Consider the following 14,169-nt stretch of genomic DNA (forward strand, 5'->3'; position numbering starts at 1 on the left):
GGAGGAAAAGACTGCGTCAATCTGACGACGCACCTCGCCGCCTCAACTTACCTTCTCGCCATCCGGAGCTCCCCTGGCCCTCAGGGCCGAGGTGAACCAGGGAGCCTTCCCCCCGACCCTGACCTCGGAGACCACCCGGACCCGAAGGACCAAGTAGGACAGAGTCGTGACGAACGCCAACTGAAGGACGTTGAAGACCGCTGTGAACCCCAGAATCAGGGCAAGGGCGTTCGCATCGGTCATCGTGATTCCGAATAGCGCAAAGGTCCCCTTCAGGAATCCAACTCCTGCCATTGTGTAGACGAAGATGATCAGGTAGTAGTTTGCAACCGTCAACGCCGCGGCCCGGATAGCCGAGCCCGCCAGGATGCTCGACCCGACCGCCCTTCCAAGGGTAGTTCCTCCCGACCTCGTAGCGACCCATGTCCCGACCCAGAGTCCTGCGACTGTCGAAAGCAGGGCGAAGAGTTTGAGGACCGGTCCGAAGGGAAGGTTCTGGCCGAATAGCTCGAGCGCGCCTCCCTCGACGAAGGATGCCAGGAATGCAGGCACCGGCCCGAAAATGAAGAATGCCAGGATTATCGCCACCTCCCCGAGGTCGAACTGCAGATATGGGATGAGCGGGAAGTTGAGCCCGAGCGACTGGGAGACGGCGGCCAGCATGACTGCCAGCGAGCTGAATACCGCTATCCCAGCTACGGACCTGGTGTCCAGCCTGCCCCAGGAGCCCTTCTCTCCCATGAATCGGTCCGAATCCAGTAGACTTATAATATTTTGGTAAGTACAACTGCGGTTGTAGATGCCAAGAAAGACGCGCGCCCCCAAACCTCAGCAGCTGACCACCCTCGCGGAGCTGTTGAGACTGAAAGCCGCCCACTCCTACATCAAGCTCTCATCCTTCGACCTCGGTAAACGCCTTGACATCAGCCAGCAGGCGGCCTCGAAAAGGCTCGCGGACCTGGAGCGGGACGGCTTCATCGAAAGATTGCACTCCGGCAGGGGCTTCAGCGTCAGGCTCACGGACTCAGGCCTCCATGAAGTGCGCTCGTTCTACGGCGAGCTCCGGAGCGCCTTCGAGGACCAGAAGAAGGACCTCACCTTCACCGGGACCGTCTTCAACGGACTCAGGGAGGGCGGATACTATGTCTCGATGAAGGGGTATTCCAGTCACTTCCAATCAATGCTCGGCTTCCGACCCTTCCCCGGCACCCTGAACCTGCGCCTCTCCTCGCCCGTACAAATCGAACAGAGGAGGCAGCTCGAGTCCCTCCAAGGAGTCGAGATCCCCGGCTTCGAGGACAAGGACAGGACCTACGGTCCGGTCAAGTGCTTCAGGGCCGAAATCGAAGGTAGGATCCCGGGCGCTGTCCTCGCAATCGAGCGGACGCACTACGACAGCTCGGTCCTCGAGGTCATCTCCCCCCTCGACCTGAGGAAGACGCTCAAGCTCGACGAAGGGGACGAATGCGAAGTCACCGCATACCTGGAGTAGAGTCCCCCGGCTCGACTGTGAACTCAACTCTGTCTCCGTCCTTCAGCCCGAACCTCCCCCGAAGGAATACTGGAGAAATGAGTTCAACTACACTCTCGTTGTAATGCGTGATGTCGATGAGGAGGACGGTCACCCGCTCTCCCGACATGGCTCCGTCAAAGCAGGTCAGCGCGCTGAATCCCTCTCCCTGAAAGGTGAATGGGTCTATCCTGATTCCCTTCCTGGCCCTAAGCTCTCCCACCTCCTTCCTATCACCGGGGTCCAGCAGTCTGACATTCAGCGTACCCGGGTATGGTTTGTAGCCGAGGGCCCTGTCGAACCTCTTCTGATACTCCGGGTGCCCCACGTAGTACTTCCCCTTCCCTATGCCGCTGAACACTTCCCCGGCGAACCTCAGAGCCATCGGCCAGGCCGGCTTCTTCAGGCATATAATCCATCGATGACCTTATGTATCTTGAAGCCTCCTCACGCCCGTCCTTGCCCAACCAGGAAATCCTCGTACTCGTCGACGAGAACGACAATCAGATCGGCACAGACACCCGAGAGAACTGCCACTCCGGTCGGGGAAAGAGGCACAGAGCTTACACCGTGTTCCTCTTCCATGGCGGCAAGATGCTGTTGCAGCAGAGAAGCACCAAGAAGCTCCTCTGGCCTGGAGCCTGGGACGTGTCCTTCACCAGCCACGTCTACCCCGGCGAGACCTACGACCAGGCAGCGGCGCGGAAGGGCCTTCAGGAGCTGGAGGCGCGATTCGGCCACTTGGACGAGGCCCATTCATTCGTGTACTTCGCCCCCCAGGGGAAGAACGCAGAGAACGAGTTCTGCAAGCTCCTGGTCGGCGAGTTCGACGGAAAGGTGAAGGCCAACAAGGACGAGGTCATGGCTCTCCGCTGGGCGCCTCTCCGGGAGATCCAGGGCGAAGTGCGGTCTCGTCCCGACGCCTTCACTCCGTGGTTCAGGCTGTCCTTCGAAGGTTTCCTGAGGAGCCCCCTTTCGAAGAAGTTCTTACCCTGACGACCGGGTCAGGTTACTTCGCTGGCTTCTGCGCCCAGCAGTCCCGCTACCCTTGCCATGGTCTCCTTGACTGCGTCTTCCTCCGGAGCCTGTGTCGAGAGAGACGCTGCTGTGGCATGTCCTCCTCCGTGCCCGCCGAGCCGTCCGGCGACCTCCTCGGCGACCTCTGTCCCCAGTTTCAGCCCCGTGTTTTCATGGAACCTTTGTGTTGACCTCAGGCTGACCCTCGTCTCGCCTTCAGACTCTCCCCCCACAATCGCCACGTCCGCCCCCAAGAAGACGAGCGACCGGGCTACATGCGCCTGGAACGACCCGACAATGCTCGTCGCGCAGGTCCAATCGCCCAGCCTGAAGACCCTCAGTCGCTGGGCCCCCTTCAGCTTCGCCATCACCTCGCCGCGGTCGGGCTCGCTCCTCAGCTCCTTCCTCGCCAGGCCGACGTCAGCGCCGGCGTCCAACAACTTCACAACCGCTCTGAGGGCACCTGGTCCGGCAATGGCAAGATGCGATGAATCGAACATGACCGCTTCCAGGAGAGCCTGCGCCGTCTTGGAGTCGATCTCCACCTTGAGCTCTAAGAAGAGCCCGAAGACCACTTCGGCTGCCGACGTCGCCGTCTCGTCGACGATGACGTGGTCATAGACTGACCTGTTCCTCAGCGGGTGGTGGTCCACGAGTATCCTGACGGCCCCGCTCATGGCCATCTTCCCCTTCCAGTCATTGAGGAGCTCTTCGTCCCCTACGTCCACCGCAACGTAAAGCTGGTATTCCTCGTCACTCTTCTCCACAGTCCTGTGAGGGAACCGCCTGCTGAGCTTGGTCGTAAGGGTGGTCATCCCTCCCGGGGTAACAATGTCTACCTCGCACTTCGGTGAGAGCGCCCTCAGCAGGGAAGAGAGGGCGTAGGCAGAAAGATATGCGTCAGCGTCTGCGCTTCTGTGACAAACGACGGCCGCCTTCCCGATTCCCAGCGGCTCCATGAACGGAAACTTGCTCTGGTTTTCTCTTGTCAAGGGACGCAGACGGCCTAGGCGTCGCCTGGCGGCTGCGGCTGAGACTGCTGGGCCTGCCTGCCCTTCACCGCGTCGTCGATTTTCGTCTGCAGGTCCTTCAAGCTCTCTCTGAACCTCGACTCCTGCTTCGCAAGGACCATCTTCCGCGTGCTCCCGAGCTCCTTCTTCTCGTTGAGCTCCTTGACCATGGCTTCCTTCTGGACCCGTACCAGCAGGTTCCCAGCAAACTTGTAGATCGCCTCAGAATCGGATGCCTTCCCCAGCTCTTCCAGCGCCTTCTCAGTCTCGTTGAATTCAAGTTCCACCTGCTGCTTCTGCACGAGCACCGACTGCAGGTTCTGCTGAATCTGGTCATACCTGGCCAGCTGCTCTCTGAGGTAGGGAGGAAGTTCTGCTTGGCTCAATTCTTTTTCGACAACCCCTCTGACTGCTTATAGCCTTTCTGGGTTTGGGCGATTCCCCTGAGTATTTCCAGCATCTCACGCGCCCTTTCCGCCACCTCTCCGGGACTCTCCCCTTCGACCTTGACCTCGCACCCTCCGTCCCTCAGCACCGCAAAAGGGATGGACTTCTTGAGCGAAGCTGCGGTCGCCCTGTCAGCCTTGAAGGTTATTCTTAGCTGAACCGACTCGATGGGTTTACCGGGACTTCGGCGGGGTGAGGTCAAAGGCCCCTCCGGCGATGGTGTATCCGCAGGACTTGCACTTCCAAATCCCGGACGAGGTTCTCCTGAGCTTCAGGCTGGAGCAGGAAGGGCACTCCCTAGTGGCCTTCAGGGTCCTGAAGATCCTCGCATACCTCTTTCGAAGGGTTCCCCCGTACTTCGCGCCCAGCCCCCTGAGGCTTTCCTTCGCCTTTGGCACTACTTCGTCGCCTCGACGATCTGGTCCCTGATCTCCTTGCCTAACCTGATTGAGATGTCCACGGCCTGGAGGACCTGGGCGGGCGTGATCGTGCTCGCCTCTCCCTTCTGACTCGCGACCACGTTGCCGTCGTCGTCGGTGGTTATGGTGATGCGCATGTCCATGGCCCCCTCCTCCTCGGAGTTGGGGTCGACTATCAGAGCATCGCCGATCCTAGCCATTGTGATGGAGACGGGCGTCCGCTCGACGGGCACCGGAACCTGCTCGTCCTTGGCCACTACCTTGTCCCCCTCGACGGCGTACTTCTTCATCTTCGCAGTGCGGAGGGCGGAAACGACAGCGTAGCTGGTCGCGTCGAAGAGGTTCCCGTCCACGTTCATTATGTTTACGTCCACGAAGACCGTGTAGACGGTCTTCCCCTCGATGAGGCAGAGCTTCTTCAGGTCGACCATCTCCGACTCGCGTATTCCCCTGTCCACTACCCTCGCCAGCTCGATCGCCTCCTCCGAAGGAGGGCCAGGCTCGGCGTAGGGCGAAGCCATGGGGAGTATCTCGGCGTTGACCACCAGCAGCCCTTTGTCCGGGGTGTCGGGGAACGGTGTGCCAGTCGCTATCTTCACTCCAGCTATCACCTCTGTGTTCCCAAGGGTGACCATGGCCGAACCGTTGGCCTTCTGGATTATCCCCGTCTTGATGGTGATCGGCCGGTGCTGCTCCGGGGCCCGCTCGTCCAGCCTCTTCCCCTGGGCGAGCAGCTCAACCAAGTGGGCCTTCCTGATCGTCTCGACGACGTAGTTCTTCTTCATCGACATCTACTCAGCACTCTCCTCCATCGAAGTAGTTGACGTTGCATCCCCGCCGAAGAACCTCTTGGTCAGGGCAGTCCTCTGCATGGCATAGATCTCCTTCCCCTTTTCAATCGCCAGTTCGAAGGCCTTCTGGAACTTCTCTCTGGAGTATATCCCATCGACCTGGAGCAGAGTCACCTGGTTGAGCGTGGGCATTATGGCGACCGGCATGTCCCCGCTCCCTTCCTTGTCCTCGGTGTCGTCCAGGTCAGCCACCACTTCAGATTCGATGATGCCGCAGGAGCACCCAACGACGAGGTCTCTCATGTTGATCCCGGCGTCCGCAAGGGCAAGCGAAGCCGCCGTGATTCCCGCAACCCTCGAGCCGCCGTCCGACTGGAGTACCTCAACCCAGACTTCGATCGCCGTCCTCGGATAGTCCTCGACCACCACGGCGGGTTGCAAAGCCTCCCTCATCACCTTGGAGATTTCAATCTCTCTCCTTGAGGGGGCGGGGTTCTTCCTCTCGTCCACCGAGAACGGAGCCATGTGGTACCTGCTCCTGAGCAGGGCCCGGTCGGGGAGCACCTGGTGCTTCGGGTGGACCTCCTTCGGCCCGTAGACCGCGGCCATGATCTTGTTCTTCCCCCATTCGATGTATGCCGAACCGTCCGCGTTCTTGAGAAGGCCTACCTCCATCGAGATGGGCCTCAGCTCGTTCCACTTCCTCCCGTCGAGCCTCTTCCCGTCTCCATCCATGAGTTTCTTCTTAGGCTGCACTTGCACTCCCTCCAAGGTATTCCTCGACCCTGCTCATCAGGTCAGCCGCGTGCGCTTCTTGCTCTATCATCTTGATCACGTTGGCCGTCTTCACGATGCCTTCTGGGGGTCCCACGACCACTATTACTCCGTTCTGTCCAACCTGGACGTCGCAGCCTGTGCGTTCGCTGATGAGGTTGATCATCGCGCCCCTCCTGCCGATGAGTCGCGGCACCTTCGTCGGCGATATCTTGGTGATCTCGCCCCGCGGGATCTTACCGTAGCCCTCCCCTCTTATGCTGAGCTGCGGGTCCCTGGAACGGTCGAAGGACTCGATCCTCGCTCCGATCACGTCTCCTATCTTGAACTTCGATGAGAGGTCATGGGTCGCCGGGGAGAACTCCCTCCCGAAAACGAACGAAGCCGGCAGGAACCCTTCAAAGCATGAGTTGATGTCCACCACCCATCCGAACCCGTTTATGTCGACCACCTTGCCTATCACCTGGTCCTCAGGCCTGGGGAGGTAGGGGCCGGTCAGTGGGTTGAGTTTTATCTCCTCAGGGCTGATCTCGGCGAGCCCGACCCTGAGCGCCACGTACTCGTCCCCTCGCTTCTCGACGTAGTTCCCGAATTGATAGTTTCCTCTGGCTATCACGTCTCCGGGAATTACCTGCTTCCTTTCTACCATTGGCATAGCTTCATTTCACCATTGTAACCTGGGCCGCACCCTTCGTAGTCGAACCGAGCCGGTCCAGCAGACCAGGCTGTCCGCCAGCTGGTATTTCTACTATTGCTGAAAGCGTCCCGTCTGCCCCCCAATCTTCTTTCAGGATCTCGCCGTAGTTCTTGAGTATCCCGATGGTCTGACCTGAGTACTGGGCAGTCACCTTCACCTGCAGCTTCACCTTCTCCGACTTCATGGGTAGGATGGTCCTGAGCTTCTCGACCACCACTTTCATCTGCTCGTTCGCATCCTGGAACGGGTCTATGGTGACCTTGGCCTCCTGCATGGCCTGTTCGATCCTCAGAGGGGGGTGAGGCAGCATGGTCTTCGGGTCGACAAAGGTCTTTGAAATCGTCGCTATGACGGCTTTTCTCTTCTCATCGGTAAGCTTCCTCCTCTGGTCCTGAGTCAGGTTCAGCTCGCCGCGCTTCAGCACCTCGAGGGCTGCCTTGGCATGGTCGTCGGTCCCGAAGTGCTTCCTTAGATGCTCGCTGTTGGCCCGCAGTCCCTTCTTGGAGTCTGAATAGACCTCATCGGCGGCAATCACCTGAGAAGGCTCGACGGCCCTCCCCTGCTTGAAACTCAAGGCGGCGTCCGGGTTGACCAGGATCTCATAGTGCTCCCCTTCGATGGTGATGTGTACTGTGGTGAACTTCGACGTCTCCTTCGTCCTAGGTCTGTACTCTCCGCCCCCATGTCCGAAGCTGCCGCTCAATGTAGAGACTCGCTACTCAGGAGCTCTTGGCGGGTGGCTTTTCTGACTTGGTCCTGGCAGCCGCTGCGTTCTTGCCTACCTCCTGTTCAGTGAGCCTCCTCATCTTCTTGGACTCTGCTTCGACCACGGCGACCTTGATGTGCCCCGTGCCCGACTTGTCCTCGCTCACGAGGTAGATGCATTCGATTGCCAGCGTGACGGCAGTGTCAAGGGACAGGTCTGAGGAGTAGTTCTTCTCCAGGTAGTCGTTGACCTGGTCACTCCCTTGGCCGATGGCTATCGCGTGGAATCCAGAGTAGGTCCCGGTGGGGTCTGCCAAATAGACCACGGGCCCGCTGCTCTCGTCTACTCCTGCGATTATCAGAGAGACGCCGAAGGGCCTCACACCTGCATACTGGGTGTACTGCTGGTTCATGTCGGCTATCCTCTTCGCTATCGCCTCCACATCGACCGGCTCGTCGTAGATCAGCCTGTTGCTCTGAGCCATTACTCTGGCGCTGTCCACCTGTATCCGCGCGTCGGGGATGTAGCCAGCACCGACCGCGCCCACGTGGTCGTCGATCTGGAACATCTTGATTACAGAATCGTCGCTCTGGAGCTTCCGACCCTTTTCTTCTACGGCTAGCACGATGCCCTCCTTTGTCCTGATGCCGACCGCAAGGCTACCCCTTCTGACCGTCTCGAGGGCGTACTCGACCTGGTACAGGCGCCCGTCTGGTGAGAAGATGGTGATGGCCCGGTCGTATCCTGCCGAAGGTGCAAACATTTTCTTTTCCTAGCTCCTTTTGTGCGATGCTCCCGCGTCTCTTTTTAAACCCTTTTCCCCGATACTTGGATTCTACCTCATCTTTTGTCTCTGTCCTGCGCCCTGAAACTCTCTGGTCCTCTCACGCACTGACCAGGAGGGTCAGTGTGTCCGGAGGCGCATGATTCGTATTAAGTTCAATCCCGACCCTTGGGTTCAGGTGCGAGGTGAACCAAGGGTATGATCTCGGAAAGTCAGACCACATGGTCCCGTTGATCATGGTTGCCTTGTTGAAATACTCCATGCTTCCATCAGCGAAGACCATCTTCACCTGCGGAAGTGGCTCTTGACAGATCGTCGCCACTATGTAGGGGTATGGTGAACACCACATGTTGACCAACTTATCCCGACAAACGAGTACTCCGCTTGGGTGGTAGTTGCAGGGGTCGGAGAAATTGAAGGTAACTCCTCCGAAGCTGATTGACGTCAAGTTGTAGAAGAGCGTGAGGGTCCCAGACCAGTACTTCGTGCCATTAATCGTCACATTCGACTCGACCAGTGTTGCCTGGCTCGACAGCGTACCCGACCTTGCGCTCGTCCCGGTTCCTCCTCTTGGAACTCCTTCGTAGTAGAGTGCACTCGCGGCGAGTAGCCCCAGGCAAAGGATCACCGCCGCCAGCATCGACGTCGACTTTCGCACATTAATGGTCCACTCGTCACCTCCTAATAGCAAGGTTCCCTAAGTGGAGGGCGAGAACAGGAGAGATTCTCGGTCCGACCCAACCATGTGCGGACTGCCGAAAGTTCATATCCAGTTGACCGCACCGCCATCCTAGCTTTGGTCAAGGTCCTGGCCGTCAACAACTATCCCACTCTCGAGCGCTTCGAAAGGCTGAGGCGGAGCCTCTCGGACAATGGCGCCCAGGTCACTTCCATCGATTGGAGCGAGTCTTCAGCTACGAAGTTCGACCAGTTCGACGGCGTAGCGCTCAGCGGCGCCCCGGACATGCTCTCCAAGGAGAGCACGCAGGTCAAGTTCCGTGGCGAAGTCGAGGCCATCTTGAAGACCCTAGTCCCGGTTCTAGGGGTGTGTTTCGGGCATCAGATGATGGCCCATGCCTTCGGCTCAAGGGTCATCGAGGACACCGAGCACGTGCTAGAGTTTGTCAAGACGGAACCCATAGTCGAGGACCCGATCTTCGAAGGGCTATCGAGTCCAGCCATGCTAATGGAGTCGCGGCACGAAATCGTCGAGTCCCTACCCGATTCCTTCCGACTACTCGCCAGTAGCGAGACGAGCAGGATCGCAGCGATGAAGCATTCCAAGCGGCCTCTCTACGGCGTTCAGTTCCATCCAGAGCGCTACACGTCCGAGAGCCCCGACGGGTTCAGGGTCGTCGGCAACTTCGTCAGGATGCTGCGCTAGGCGATAGGCTTGCCAGTCCAGAAAGTCGTCCTCGCGGCCCAGGTCCTAGACAGTCTCCTCACGTATTCCAAGATGGCCTACCCAAACGAAGGCATCCTACTGCTCCGCGGGAAGTCGAAGAAAGGAATCGTGGAGGTGACCAGCGTCGCGGTCCCGCCGGCCGCGGTCCATGCCCACTCCTATTCCTCGTTCAACTGGTGGATGCTCCCCATCGACATGTCATACCTAGGGGTTGCCCACTCCCATCCTTCAGGAAACGCGAACCCATCCGACCAGGACAAGCTCCATGCGACTGGAAAGATCATGGTCATCATGGGGTATCCCTTCTCCAACTCATCGAGCATAGGGGTCTACGACCACAACGGGAACAGAGTGCCCTTCGAAGTCAAGCCCGCCTAGGAGCTGCGCAGGAGACGTCTGATGACTGATCGTGAGTAGCCATACCTTTTGCTAAGGCCGCCAAGACCAAATTTCAGGAGAACATGGTCCTACCGTATTCTGGACCCGTCTGACCAGCGCCAAAAGGTGGGGGGGTTGCCTCTCCTTTCGCTGCAATCCAATCGGGCAACGGGATTTGATGGTCGGGGGCTAACTAACGCACAGCTCTCGCGACATGAGACGCGAAGGCTTATATCCGAATAGCGACAGGTATTCGTTTCATGTCTACCCAGTACTCCAAAGGTCAGACTTGGGGAGCCCTAAAAAAGGCGTGGCGAGGCTACAAGGTCGGAAAAATCCAGAACAACACAGCCGACATGAAGAAGTACGCTGAACGCATCAGAACTCTTCAAGGCGAACTAGGACTCGTCCAAGCAAAATTCCCTGAGCTAGGTCTAAACTAGGCCTAACTCAGTCCCCTTTATCTGACCTCAGAAGAGTGGTTCGTTACTATCTGGTTCCTTAGGTCCTGGGCCTGTTGAAGCGTGAAGTCGGGCTCAGTCGAAACAAGAATCATCTTGTTCCCCAGAGCGAAGGTCATGATATTCAGCCGCTCTCTCTTGATGAAGGTGAACTGGCTCTTTCCGAAGAATCTGTCCCAGGTCTTGTCGGTGCTCAGCTGGATCGTGATGTTGGCCATCAACCTCAGGTCTTCGCTCTGCGGTTCTAGAGAAGGTATTCCCTTCTTCATGCCTCCCGCTATCTGCCTCCCGGTCTCATCCATAACCTGGGCAGACCTCACTCGCCTATCGAACTTGAACATCTCCGTGCAAATCTTGTCCCATTGGACAGGCATCATCACGACTTCCTATGCGGGACTTCTTCGATATAAGAATTGGTTTCGCTTGCGAGTCTCCGAAGCATCCGAACAGCGCATCCCCGGGTTCCTTTTGGTTGACAGAACCTGATGTAATTGTATATCATGTTAGACTCCTCGTCTGAAGACCCCTACCGGGCCCCTATCATGACTGACAATGGCCCTTGAACTATGGACTGTCTTGCTTGGCGTCAGCGTCGGCGCTGTCGCGGTGCTGTACGCAGCACCGAAGGGCTACCTAGGACACCGGAGGAAGAAGGAATCCAGCACCTCAGTGACGTCACTAGAGTCTTACACTCCAGCGACGGAACAGGTGGTCGAGGTTCCAGCTCCAGAAACACCTGCCGCAGTCGAGCCTGTTCCGTTCTCTGCCCCCGCGCTGTACGAGTCGGTGCAACCCGCACCAGCTCCAGTCACCTACCCGTCATCTTCAGTGACATCCTTTGGGGCACCATCCATCTCGAAGAAGCCTACCAGGACCTACAGGCGCAGGACTGCCCCGGTCAGAAGCACGGCGGGTTCCAAGGCGACCCTAAAGGCGAAGCCGAAGAAACGCTAAGCGAGAGAAAAGAACAGTAGAGCGTGGGTTACGGTCGGAAACGCCCATAAACCCACCCTCTGCCCATTTTGTCTGTGCCAGATCTTCAGCTTGGGCTCCACGTCTCCAGCGCCCAGTCCCTCGACCTGGCCTTTGACAGAGCCCTGGAAATCGGGGCCACGACCTTCCAGGTTTTCACCCGCAATCCCAACCAGTGGAAGTTCAAGCCTATCCCAGACGAGGTGATGGCATCTTTCCATGAGAAGCGACAGAGATCAGGGTTCAAGAGCGTCGTCGACCACATGCCCTACCTTCCGAACCTCGCCTCACCAGAGAAGGCTATCCTGAGACAGAGCCGGGACACGTTGGACGCGGAGGTGAAGCGCTGCGACGACCTGGGAATCGACTACCTCGTCATTCACCTGGGGAGCCACAAGGGGGGCGGCACGATGCTGGGGGTGCGCAACATTTCGGAGGCTGTCAACGGGGCCCTCGCAGGCAGCGACGGGGAAACGACGATACTGCTCGAGAACATGGCGGGCCAAAAGAACAGCGTGGGCGCCAGGTTCGAAGAATTGAGGCTGATCTTGAACAGGGTAAAGAAGGACAACAGAGTGGGTGTCTGTTTTGACAGTTGCCACGCCTTCGCCGCAGGGTTCGACCTGAGGAATGAAGAGTCGGTGGGGAGGACCATGGACCTCTTTGACCAGTGCGTCGGCTACGACAGACTCAAGGTAGTCCACCTCAACGATTCCAAGGGCGCCCTGGGCAGCAACCTCGACAGGCATGAGAACATCGGGAAGGGGAAGATCGGGACCAGGGGGGCCAGGGCCTTCCTGCACTACAAAGGCCTCACGGAGAGGCCAATCATCATGGAGACCCCCTACGAAGACACTAAAGGGATGAAGGACAGCCTCGTCACCGTCAGACGCCTGCTCAGATGACTCAATGTAAAATACACCATCAATCGCGATGAGCGGGGCGGGCCCGTAGCTTAGTTCCACAACAGGAGAGAACTCAGGTAGAGCATCGGGCTTTTAACCCGAGGGTCAGGCGACGCCCCCTTGACGGGTTCGATTCCCGTCGGGCCCGCACTCATACGAGTCCGAACCCCGCCCGTTAAATGCAAGAATTGCATCTAACGGCGTGACCGAACTCTTCCGGAGGAGCAGCTACAGGCACCTTATGGACGAGGACGACAACTTCTCGTCCTGGATCGAGAACATAGCCAGGGGGAGCAAGGTCAACGCCGAGGTCACCCTGAGGCGGGCGGGGAGGGTCTGCGCCCTCTTCCAGGTCACCCAGAAGGACCTGGCGCGGATGTCCAAGGGGGAGGCCGGGGCCTTCCTGCTCAGGGTGGTTTCTCGCATGGAGGAGGGGGGGACAAGGAGCTCCAGCATCGCCAGCTACGTGAAGACCCTGAAGGGGTGGTGGCGCTTCAACGACCTCGAGGTGACCAGGCAGGTCAGGCTCTCGAGGGACGTCGGGCTCTACGACAACGAGCGGATCCCGTCCCGCCAGGAGCTCCACTCGATCCTCGAGCACGCTGACCTCCAGAAGAAGGTCTGCTGCGCGCTCATGGCCTTCTCCGGGGTGAGGCCGGGCGTGATTGGGAGCAGGGACTCGGACGACGGCCTGAGGGTCTCGGACCTCCCGGAGATGGTCGTCAAGACTGAGGACGGCAGGCGCCATGTGAGCTTCCTGAAGGTGCCGGCCGTGGTGGTGGTGAGGAGGACGGTGTCCAAGACCGGCAGGCAGTACGCCACGTTCCTTCCCGAGCAGGGGTGCACCTACCTGAAGCAGTACCTCGAATGGAGGATGGAGACCCTGGGGGAGACGGTTGGCGCCTCCTCCCCCATAGTGACCGCGAACCCCCACAACCCTCACCACATCGGCAGGCACGTGAGGACATGCAACATCAGCGACTCCGTCAGGTTCGCCATCAGGGCCGCGGGGTTCTCGTGGAGGCCCTACGTCCTGAGGCGGTACTTCGACACCAGGATGATGGGGGCGGAGCAGGACGGCAAGGTGATCAAGGACTACCGCGTCTTCTGGATGGGGCACATCGGGGACATCGAGCACGTCTACACCCTGAACAAGGGGCTGCTGCCGGAGGACCTCCTCGAAGGGATGAGGCAGGCGTACGCACGGGCAGCCGAGGCGCACCTGGCGACCACGGTCCAGCCGAGCATCAGCAAGGACGAAGTGGTGAACACGGCGAGGGTGGAGGCCCTGAAGATGTTCGGGTACACCGGCGAGGAGCTCCTCGCCCTAGGAGATGTAACCAGTCTCTCGATGGAGAAGCTGCAGGACCTGATACACGAGAAGTCGAAGCAGATGCTCGGGCTGAATGGAGGGTCGCAGAAGGTGGTGCCCGCGGAGGAGCTCGAGCGCTGGATAGAGCAGGGATGGGACTACAAGAGGGATTTGCCGAACGGCAAGGCCGTGATAGGGCTCCGGGTCGGCTAGGTTGCTAAGAGGGGCGGAAGACGAGGGGGCCCGACGCTTCGCGCTTCTCGAGCTCCCTCTCCAGCCTCTGCAGGTAGTGAGGAATCAGAACTTCGGCTCTGTCGAGCGGCATGCTGTCGGGCTCCAAAAGCAGATCTGACAAGACAGGGCTGTCCGGAGGAAGCTTCTTCCGAAGTCTTTCCTTGAAGTCGCGCAGATCGACCGTCCTCCCGTTGCCGAGCTCCCCTTTCGGCTCCATGGGAGTACTGACGTCGTGCGCATTTAAGGCGGGTTATACACTCAGGCCAAGGGTCTGGGCCGGAAGGGATTCGCTTAGAATATTAAGCGAATCCTACAGCGCTGGAGAGAAGATTCGGGCCCGACCAAGC

At 58.9% G+C, this 14,169-nt stretch carries 22 protein-coding genes and 1 tRNA gene; 9 read left to right on the forward strand and 14 right to left on the reverse strand.

What is annotated here, in order from left to right:
- Positions 1 to 42: 42 nt before the first annotated feature.
- A complete protein-coding gene (locus tag OK438_05880; GenBank protein ID MDA4124961.1) occupies positions 43 to 741 on the reverse strand; it encodes a hypothetical protein in 699 nt (232 codons plus the stop codon).
- Between the two features lie 58 nt (positions 742 to 799).
- On the opposite strand from OK438_05880, the gene OK438_05885 reads away from it, so the two are divergent.
- On the forward strand, positions 800 to 1,492 hold the full coding sequence (locus OK438_05885) for a CTP-dependent riboflavin kinase (GenBank protein MDA4124962.1): 693 nt from the start codon (positions 800 to 802) through the stop codon (positions 1,490 to 1,492).
- Here OK438_05885 and OK438_05890 read toward each other — a convergent pair.
- Positions 1,473 to 1,895, reverse strand: a complete 423-nt coding sequence (locus OK438_05890) for a CTP-dependent riboflavin kinase (protein ID MDA4124963.1) — start codon at positions 1,893 to 1,895, stop codon at positions 1,473 to 1,475. The genes OK438_05885 and OK438_05890 overlap by 20 nt on opposite strands.
- Positions 1,896 to 1,969: 74 nt before the next feature.
- Between OK438_05890 and OK438_05895 the strand changes: the two genes are divergently transcribed.
- On the forward strand, positions 1,970 to 2,506 hold the full coding sequence (locus OK438_05895) for an NUDIX domain-containing protein (protein MDA4124964.1): 537 nt from the start codon (positions 1,970 to 1,972) through the stop codon (positions 2,504 to 2,506).
- A gap of 8 nt (positions 2,507 to 2,514) precedes the next feature.
- Here the strand turns inward: OK438_05895 and OK438_05900 are convergent, their stop codons facing one another.
- The 10 genes from OK438_05900 to OK438_05945 all read right to left on the reverse strand — a co-directional run bounded on the left by OK438_05900 (position 2,515) and on the right by OK438_05945 (position 8,813).
- Entirely contained in the window at positions 2,515 to 3,519 is a 1,005-nt protein-coding gene (locus OK438_05900; protein MDA4124965.1) for a DHH family phosphoesterase, read from the reverse strand.
- 14 nt (positions 3,520 to 3,533) lie between these two features.
- Complete coding sequence (locus tag OK438_05905) at positions 3,534 to 3,923, reverse strand: prefoldin subunit beta (protein ID MDA4124966.1); 390 nt, start codon at positions 3,921 to 3,923, stop codon at positions 3,534 to 3,536.
- On the reverse strand, positions 3,920 to 4,186 hold the full coding sequence (locus OK438_05910) for a hypothetical protein (protein ID MDA4124967.1): 267 nt from the start codon (positions 4,184 to 4,186) through the stop codon (positions 3,920 to 3,922). Before OK438_05910 ends, OK438_05905 begins: the two co-directional genes overlap by 4 nt.
- Positions 4,158 to 4,382 carry a transposase gene (locus tag OK438_05915; protein MDA4124968.1) on the reverse strand — a complete coding sequence of 75 codons (225 nt, stop codon included), beginning with the start codon at positions 4,380 to 4,382 and terminating at the stop codon, positions 4,158 to 4,160. The genes OK438_05910 and OK438_05915 overlap by 29 nt, the downstream gene beginning before the upstream one ends.
- On the reverse strand, positions 4,382 to 5,194 hold the full coding sequence (gene rrp42, locus OK438_05920) for an exosome complex protein Rrp42 (protein MDA4124969.1): 813 nt from the start codon (positions 5,192 to 5,194) through the stop codon (positions 4,382 to 4,384). The genes OK438_05915 and rrp42 overlap by 1 nt, the downstream gene beginning before the upstream one ends.
- Positions 5,195 to 5,956: an exosome complex exonuclease Rrp41 gene (gene rrp41, locus OK438_05925; GenBank protein MDA4124970.1), complete on the reverse strand. Its 762-nt coding sequence runs from the start codon at positions 5,954 to 5,956 to the stop codon at positions 5,195 to 5,197.
- Positions 5,940 to 6,623, reverse strand: a complete 684-nt coding sequence (gene rrp4, locus OK438_05930) for an exosome complex RNA-binding protein Rrp4 (protein MDA4124971.1) — start codon at positions 6,621 to 6,623, stop codon at positions 5,940 to 5,942. Before rrp4 ends, rrp41 begins: the two co-directional genes overlap by 17 nt.
- A gap of 4 nt (positions 6,624 to 6,627) precedes the next feature.
- Positions 6,628 to 7,368 (reverse strand): ribosome assembly factor SBDS, encoded by a 741-nt coding sequence (locus OK438_05935; protein MDA4124972.1) that lies wholly within the window; start codon positions 7,366 to 7,368, stop codon positions 6,628 to 6,630.
- 16 nt (positions 7,369 to 7,384) lie between these two features.
- The gene (gene psmA / locus OK438_05940; protein ID MDA4124973.1) at positions 7,385 to 8,134 is read right to left on the reverse strand and encodes an archaeal proteasome endopeptidase complex subunit alpha; all 750 of its coding nucleotides are present in this window, start codon (positions 8,132 to 8,134) and stop codon (positions 7,385 to 7,387) included.
- A 121-nt stretch (positions 8,135 to 8,255) separates the two neighbouring features.
- On the reverse strand, positions 8,256 to 8,813 hold the full coding sequence (locus OK438_05945) for a hypothetical protein (protein ID MDA4124974.1): 558 nt from the start codon (positions 8,811 to 8,813) through the stop codon (positions 8,256 to 8,258).
- Positions 8,814 to 8,951: 138 nt separating this feature from the next.
- On the opposite strand from OK438_05945, the gene OK438_05950 reads away from it, so the two are divergent.
- The 3 genes from OK438_05950 to OK438_05960 all read left to right on the forward strand — a co-directional run bounded on the left by OK438_05950 (position 8,952) and on the right by OK438_05960 (position 10,381).
- Positions 8,952 to 9,539 (forward strand): gamma-glutamyl-gamma-aminobutyrate hydrolase family protein, encoded by a 588-nt coding sequence (locus tag OK438_05950; GenBank protein ID MDA4124975.1) that lies wholly within the window; start codon positions 8,952 to 8,954, stop codon positions 9,537 to 9,539.
- Between the two features lie 9 nt (positions 9,540 to 9,548).
- Positions 9,549 to 9,938 carry a Mov34/MPN/PAD-1 family protein gene (locus tag OK438_05955; GenBank protein MDA4124976.1) on the forward strand — a complete coding sequence of 130 codons (390 nt, stop codon included), beginning with the start codon at positions 9,549 to 9,551 and terminating at the stop codon, positions 9,936 to 9,938.
- 260 nt (positions 9,939 to 10,198) lie between these two features.
- Positions 10,199 to 10,381: a hypothetical protein gene (locus OK438_05960; protein ID MDA4124977.1), complete on the forward strand. Its 183-nt coding sequence runs from the start codon at positions 10,199 to 10,201 to the stop codon at positions 10,379 to 10,381.
- A 17-nt stretch (positions 10,382 to 10,398) separates the two neighbouring features.
- On the opposite strand, the gene OK438_05965 is transcribed toward OK438_05960, so the two are convergent.
- A complete protein-coding gene (locus tag OK438_05965) occupies positions 10,399 to 10,776 on the reverse strand; it encodes a hypothetical protein (protein ID MDA4124978.1) in 378 nt (125 codons plus the stop codon).
- A 175-nt stretch (positions 10,777 to 10,951) separates the two neighbouring features.
- On the opposite strand from OK438_05965, the gene OK438_05970 reads away from it, so the two are divergent.
- The 4 genes from OK438_05970 to OK438_05985 all read left to right on the forward strand — a co-directional run bounded on the left by OK438_05970 (position 10,952) and on the right by OK438_05985 (position 13,801).
- Positions 10,952 to 11,353, forward strand: a complete 402-nt coding sequence (locus OK438_05970; GenBank protein MDA4124979.1) for a hypothetical protein — start codon at positions 10,952 to 10,954, stop codon at positions 11,351 to 11,353.
- Between the two features lie 74 nt (positions 11,354 to 11,427).
- The gene (locus OK438_05975; protein ID MDA4124980.1) at positions 11,428 to 12,276 is read left to right on the forward strand and encodes a deoxyribonuclease IV; all 849 of its coding nucleotides are present in this window, start codon (positions 11,428 to 11,430) and stop codon (positions 12,274 to 12,276) included.
- 39 nt (positions 12,277 to 12,315) lie between these two features.
- Positions 12,316 to 12,424 (forward strand) — tRNA-Lys (locus tag OK438_05980).
- Positions 12,425 to 12,478: 54 nt separating this feature from the next.
- The gene (locus tag OK438_05985; GenBank protein MDA4124981.1) at positions 12,479 to 13,801 is read left to right on the forward strand and encodes a site-specific integrase; all 1,323 of its coding nucleotides are present in this window, start codon (positions 12,479 to 12,481) and stop codon (positions 13,799 to 13,801) included.
- Between the two features lie 4 nt (positions 13,802 to 13,805).
- Here OK438_05985 and OK438_05990 read toward each other — a convergent pair whose 3' ends face one another.
- Entirely contained in the window at positions 13,806 to 14,039 is a 234-nt protein-coding gene (locus tag OK438_05990; GenBank protein ID MDA4124982.1) for a hypothetical protein, read from the reverse strand.
- Between the last annotated feature and the right edge of the window lie 130 nt (positions 14,040 to 14,169).

It is taken from the genome of Nitrososphaerota archaeon (genome assembly GCA_027887005.1).
In the GTDB taxonomy this organism is placed as follows: domain Archaea; phylum Thermoproteota; class Nitrososphaeria; order Nitrososphaerales; family Gagatemarchaeaceae; genus UBA183.

Bases quoted from the DNA above. Each gene is read 5' to 3' on its own strand.
- OK438_05880 (MDA4124961.1), bottom strand. From the start codon at position 741: ATGGGAGAGAAGGGCTCCTGGGGCAGGCTGGACACCAGGTCCGTAGCT.
- OK438_05885 (MDA4124962.1), top strand. From the start codon at position 800: ATGCCAAGAAAGACGCGCGCCCCCAAACCTCAGCAGCTGACCACCCTC.
- OK438_05890 (MDA4124963.1), bottom strand. From the start codon at position 1,895: ATGGCTCTGAGGTTCGCCGGGGAAGTGTTCAGCGGCATAGGGAAGGGG.
- rrp42 (MDA4124969.1), bottom strand. From the start codon at position 5,194: ATGTCGATGAAGAAGAACTACGTCGTCGAGACGATCAGGAAGGCCCAC.
- rrp4 (MDA4124971.1), bottom strand. From the start codon at position 6,623: ATGCCAATGGTAGAAAGGAAGCAGGTAATTCCCGGAGACGTGATAGCC.
- psmA (MDA4124973.1), bottom strand. From the start codon at position 8,134: ATGTTTGCACCTTCGGCAGGATACGACCGGGCCATCACCATCTTCTCA.
- OK438_05960 (MDA4124977.1), top strand. From the start codon at position 10,199: ATGTCTACCCAGTACTCCAAAGGTCAGACTTGGGGAGCCCTAAAAAAG.
- OK438_05965 (MDA4124978.1), bottom strand. From the start codon at position 10,776: ATGATGCCTGTCCAATGGGACAAGATTTGCACGGAGATGTTCAAGTTC.
- OK438_05970 (MDA4124979.1), top strand. From the start codon at position 10,952: ATGGCCCTTGAACTATGGACTGTCTTGCTTGGCGTCAGCGTCGGCGCT.
- OK438_05990 (MDA4124982.1), bottom strand. From the start codon at position 14,039: ATGGAGCCGAAAGGGGAGCTCGGCAACGGGAGGACGGTCGATCTGCGC.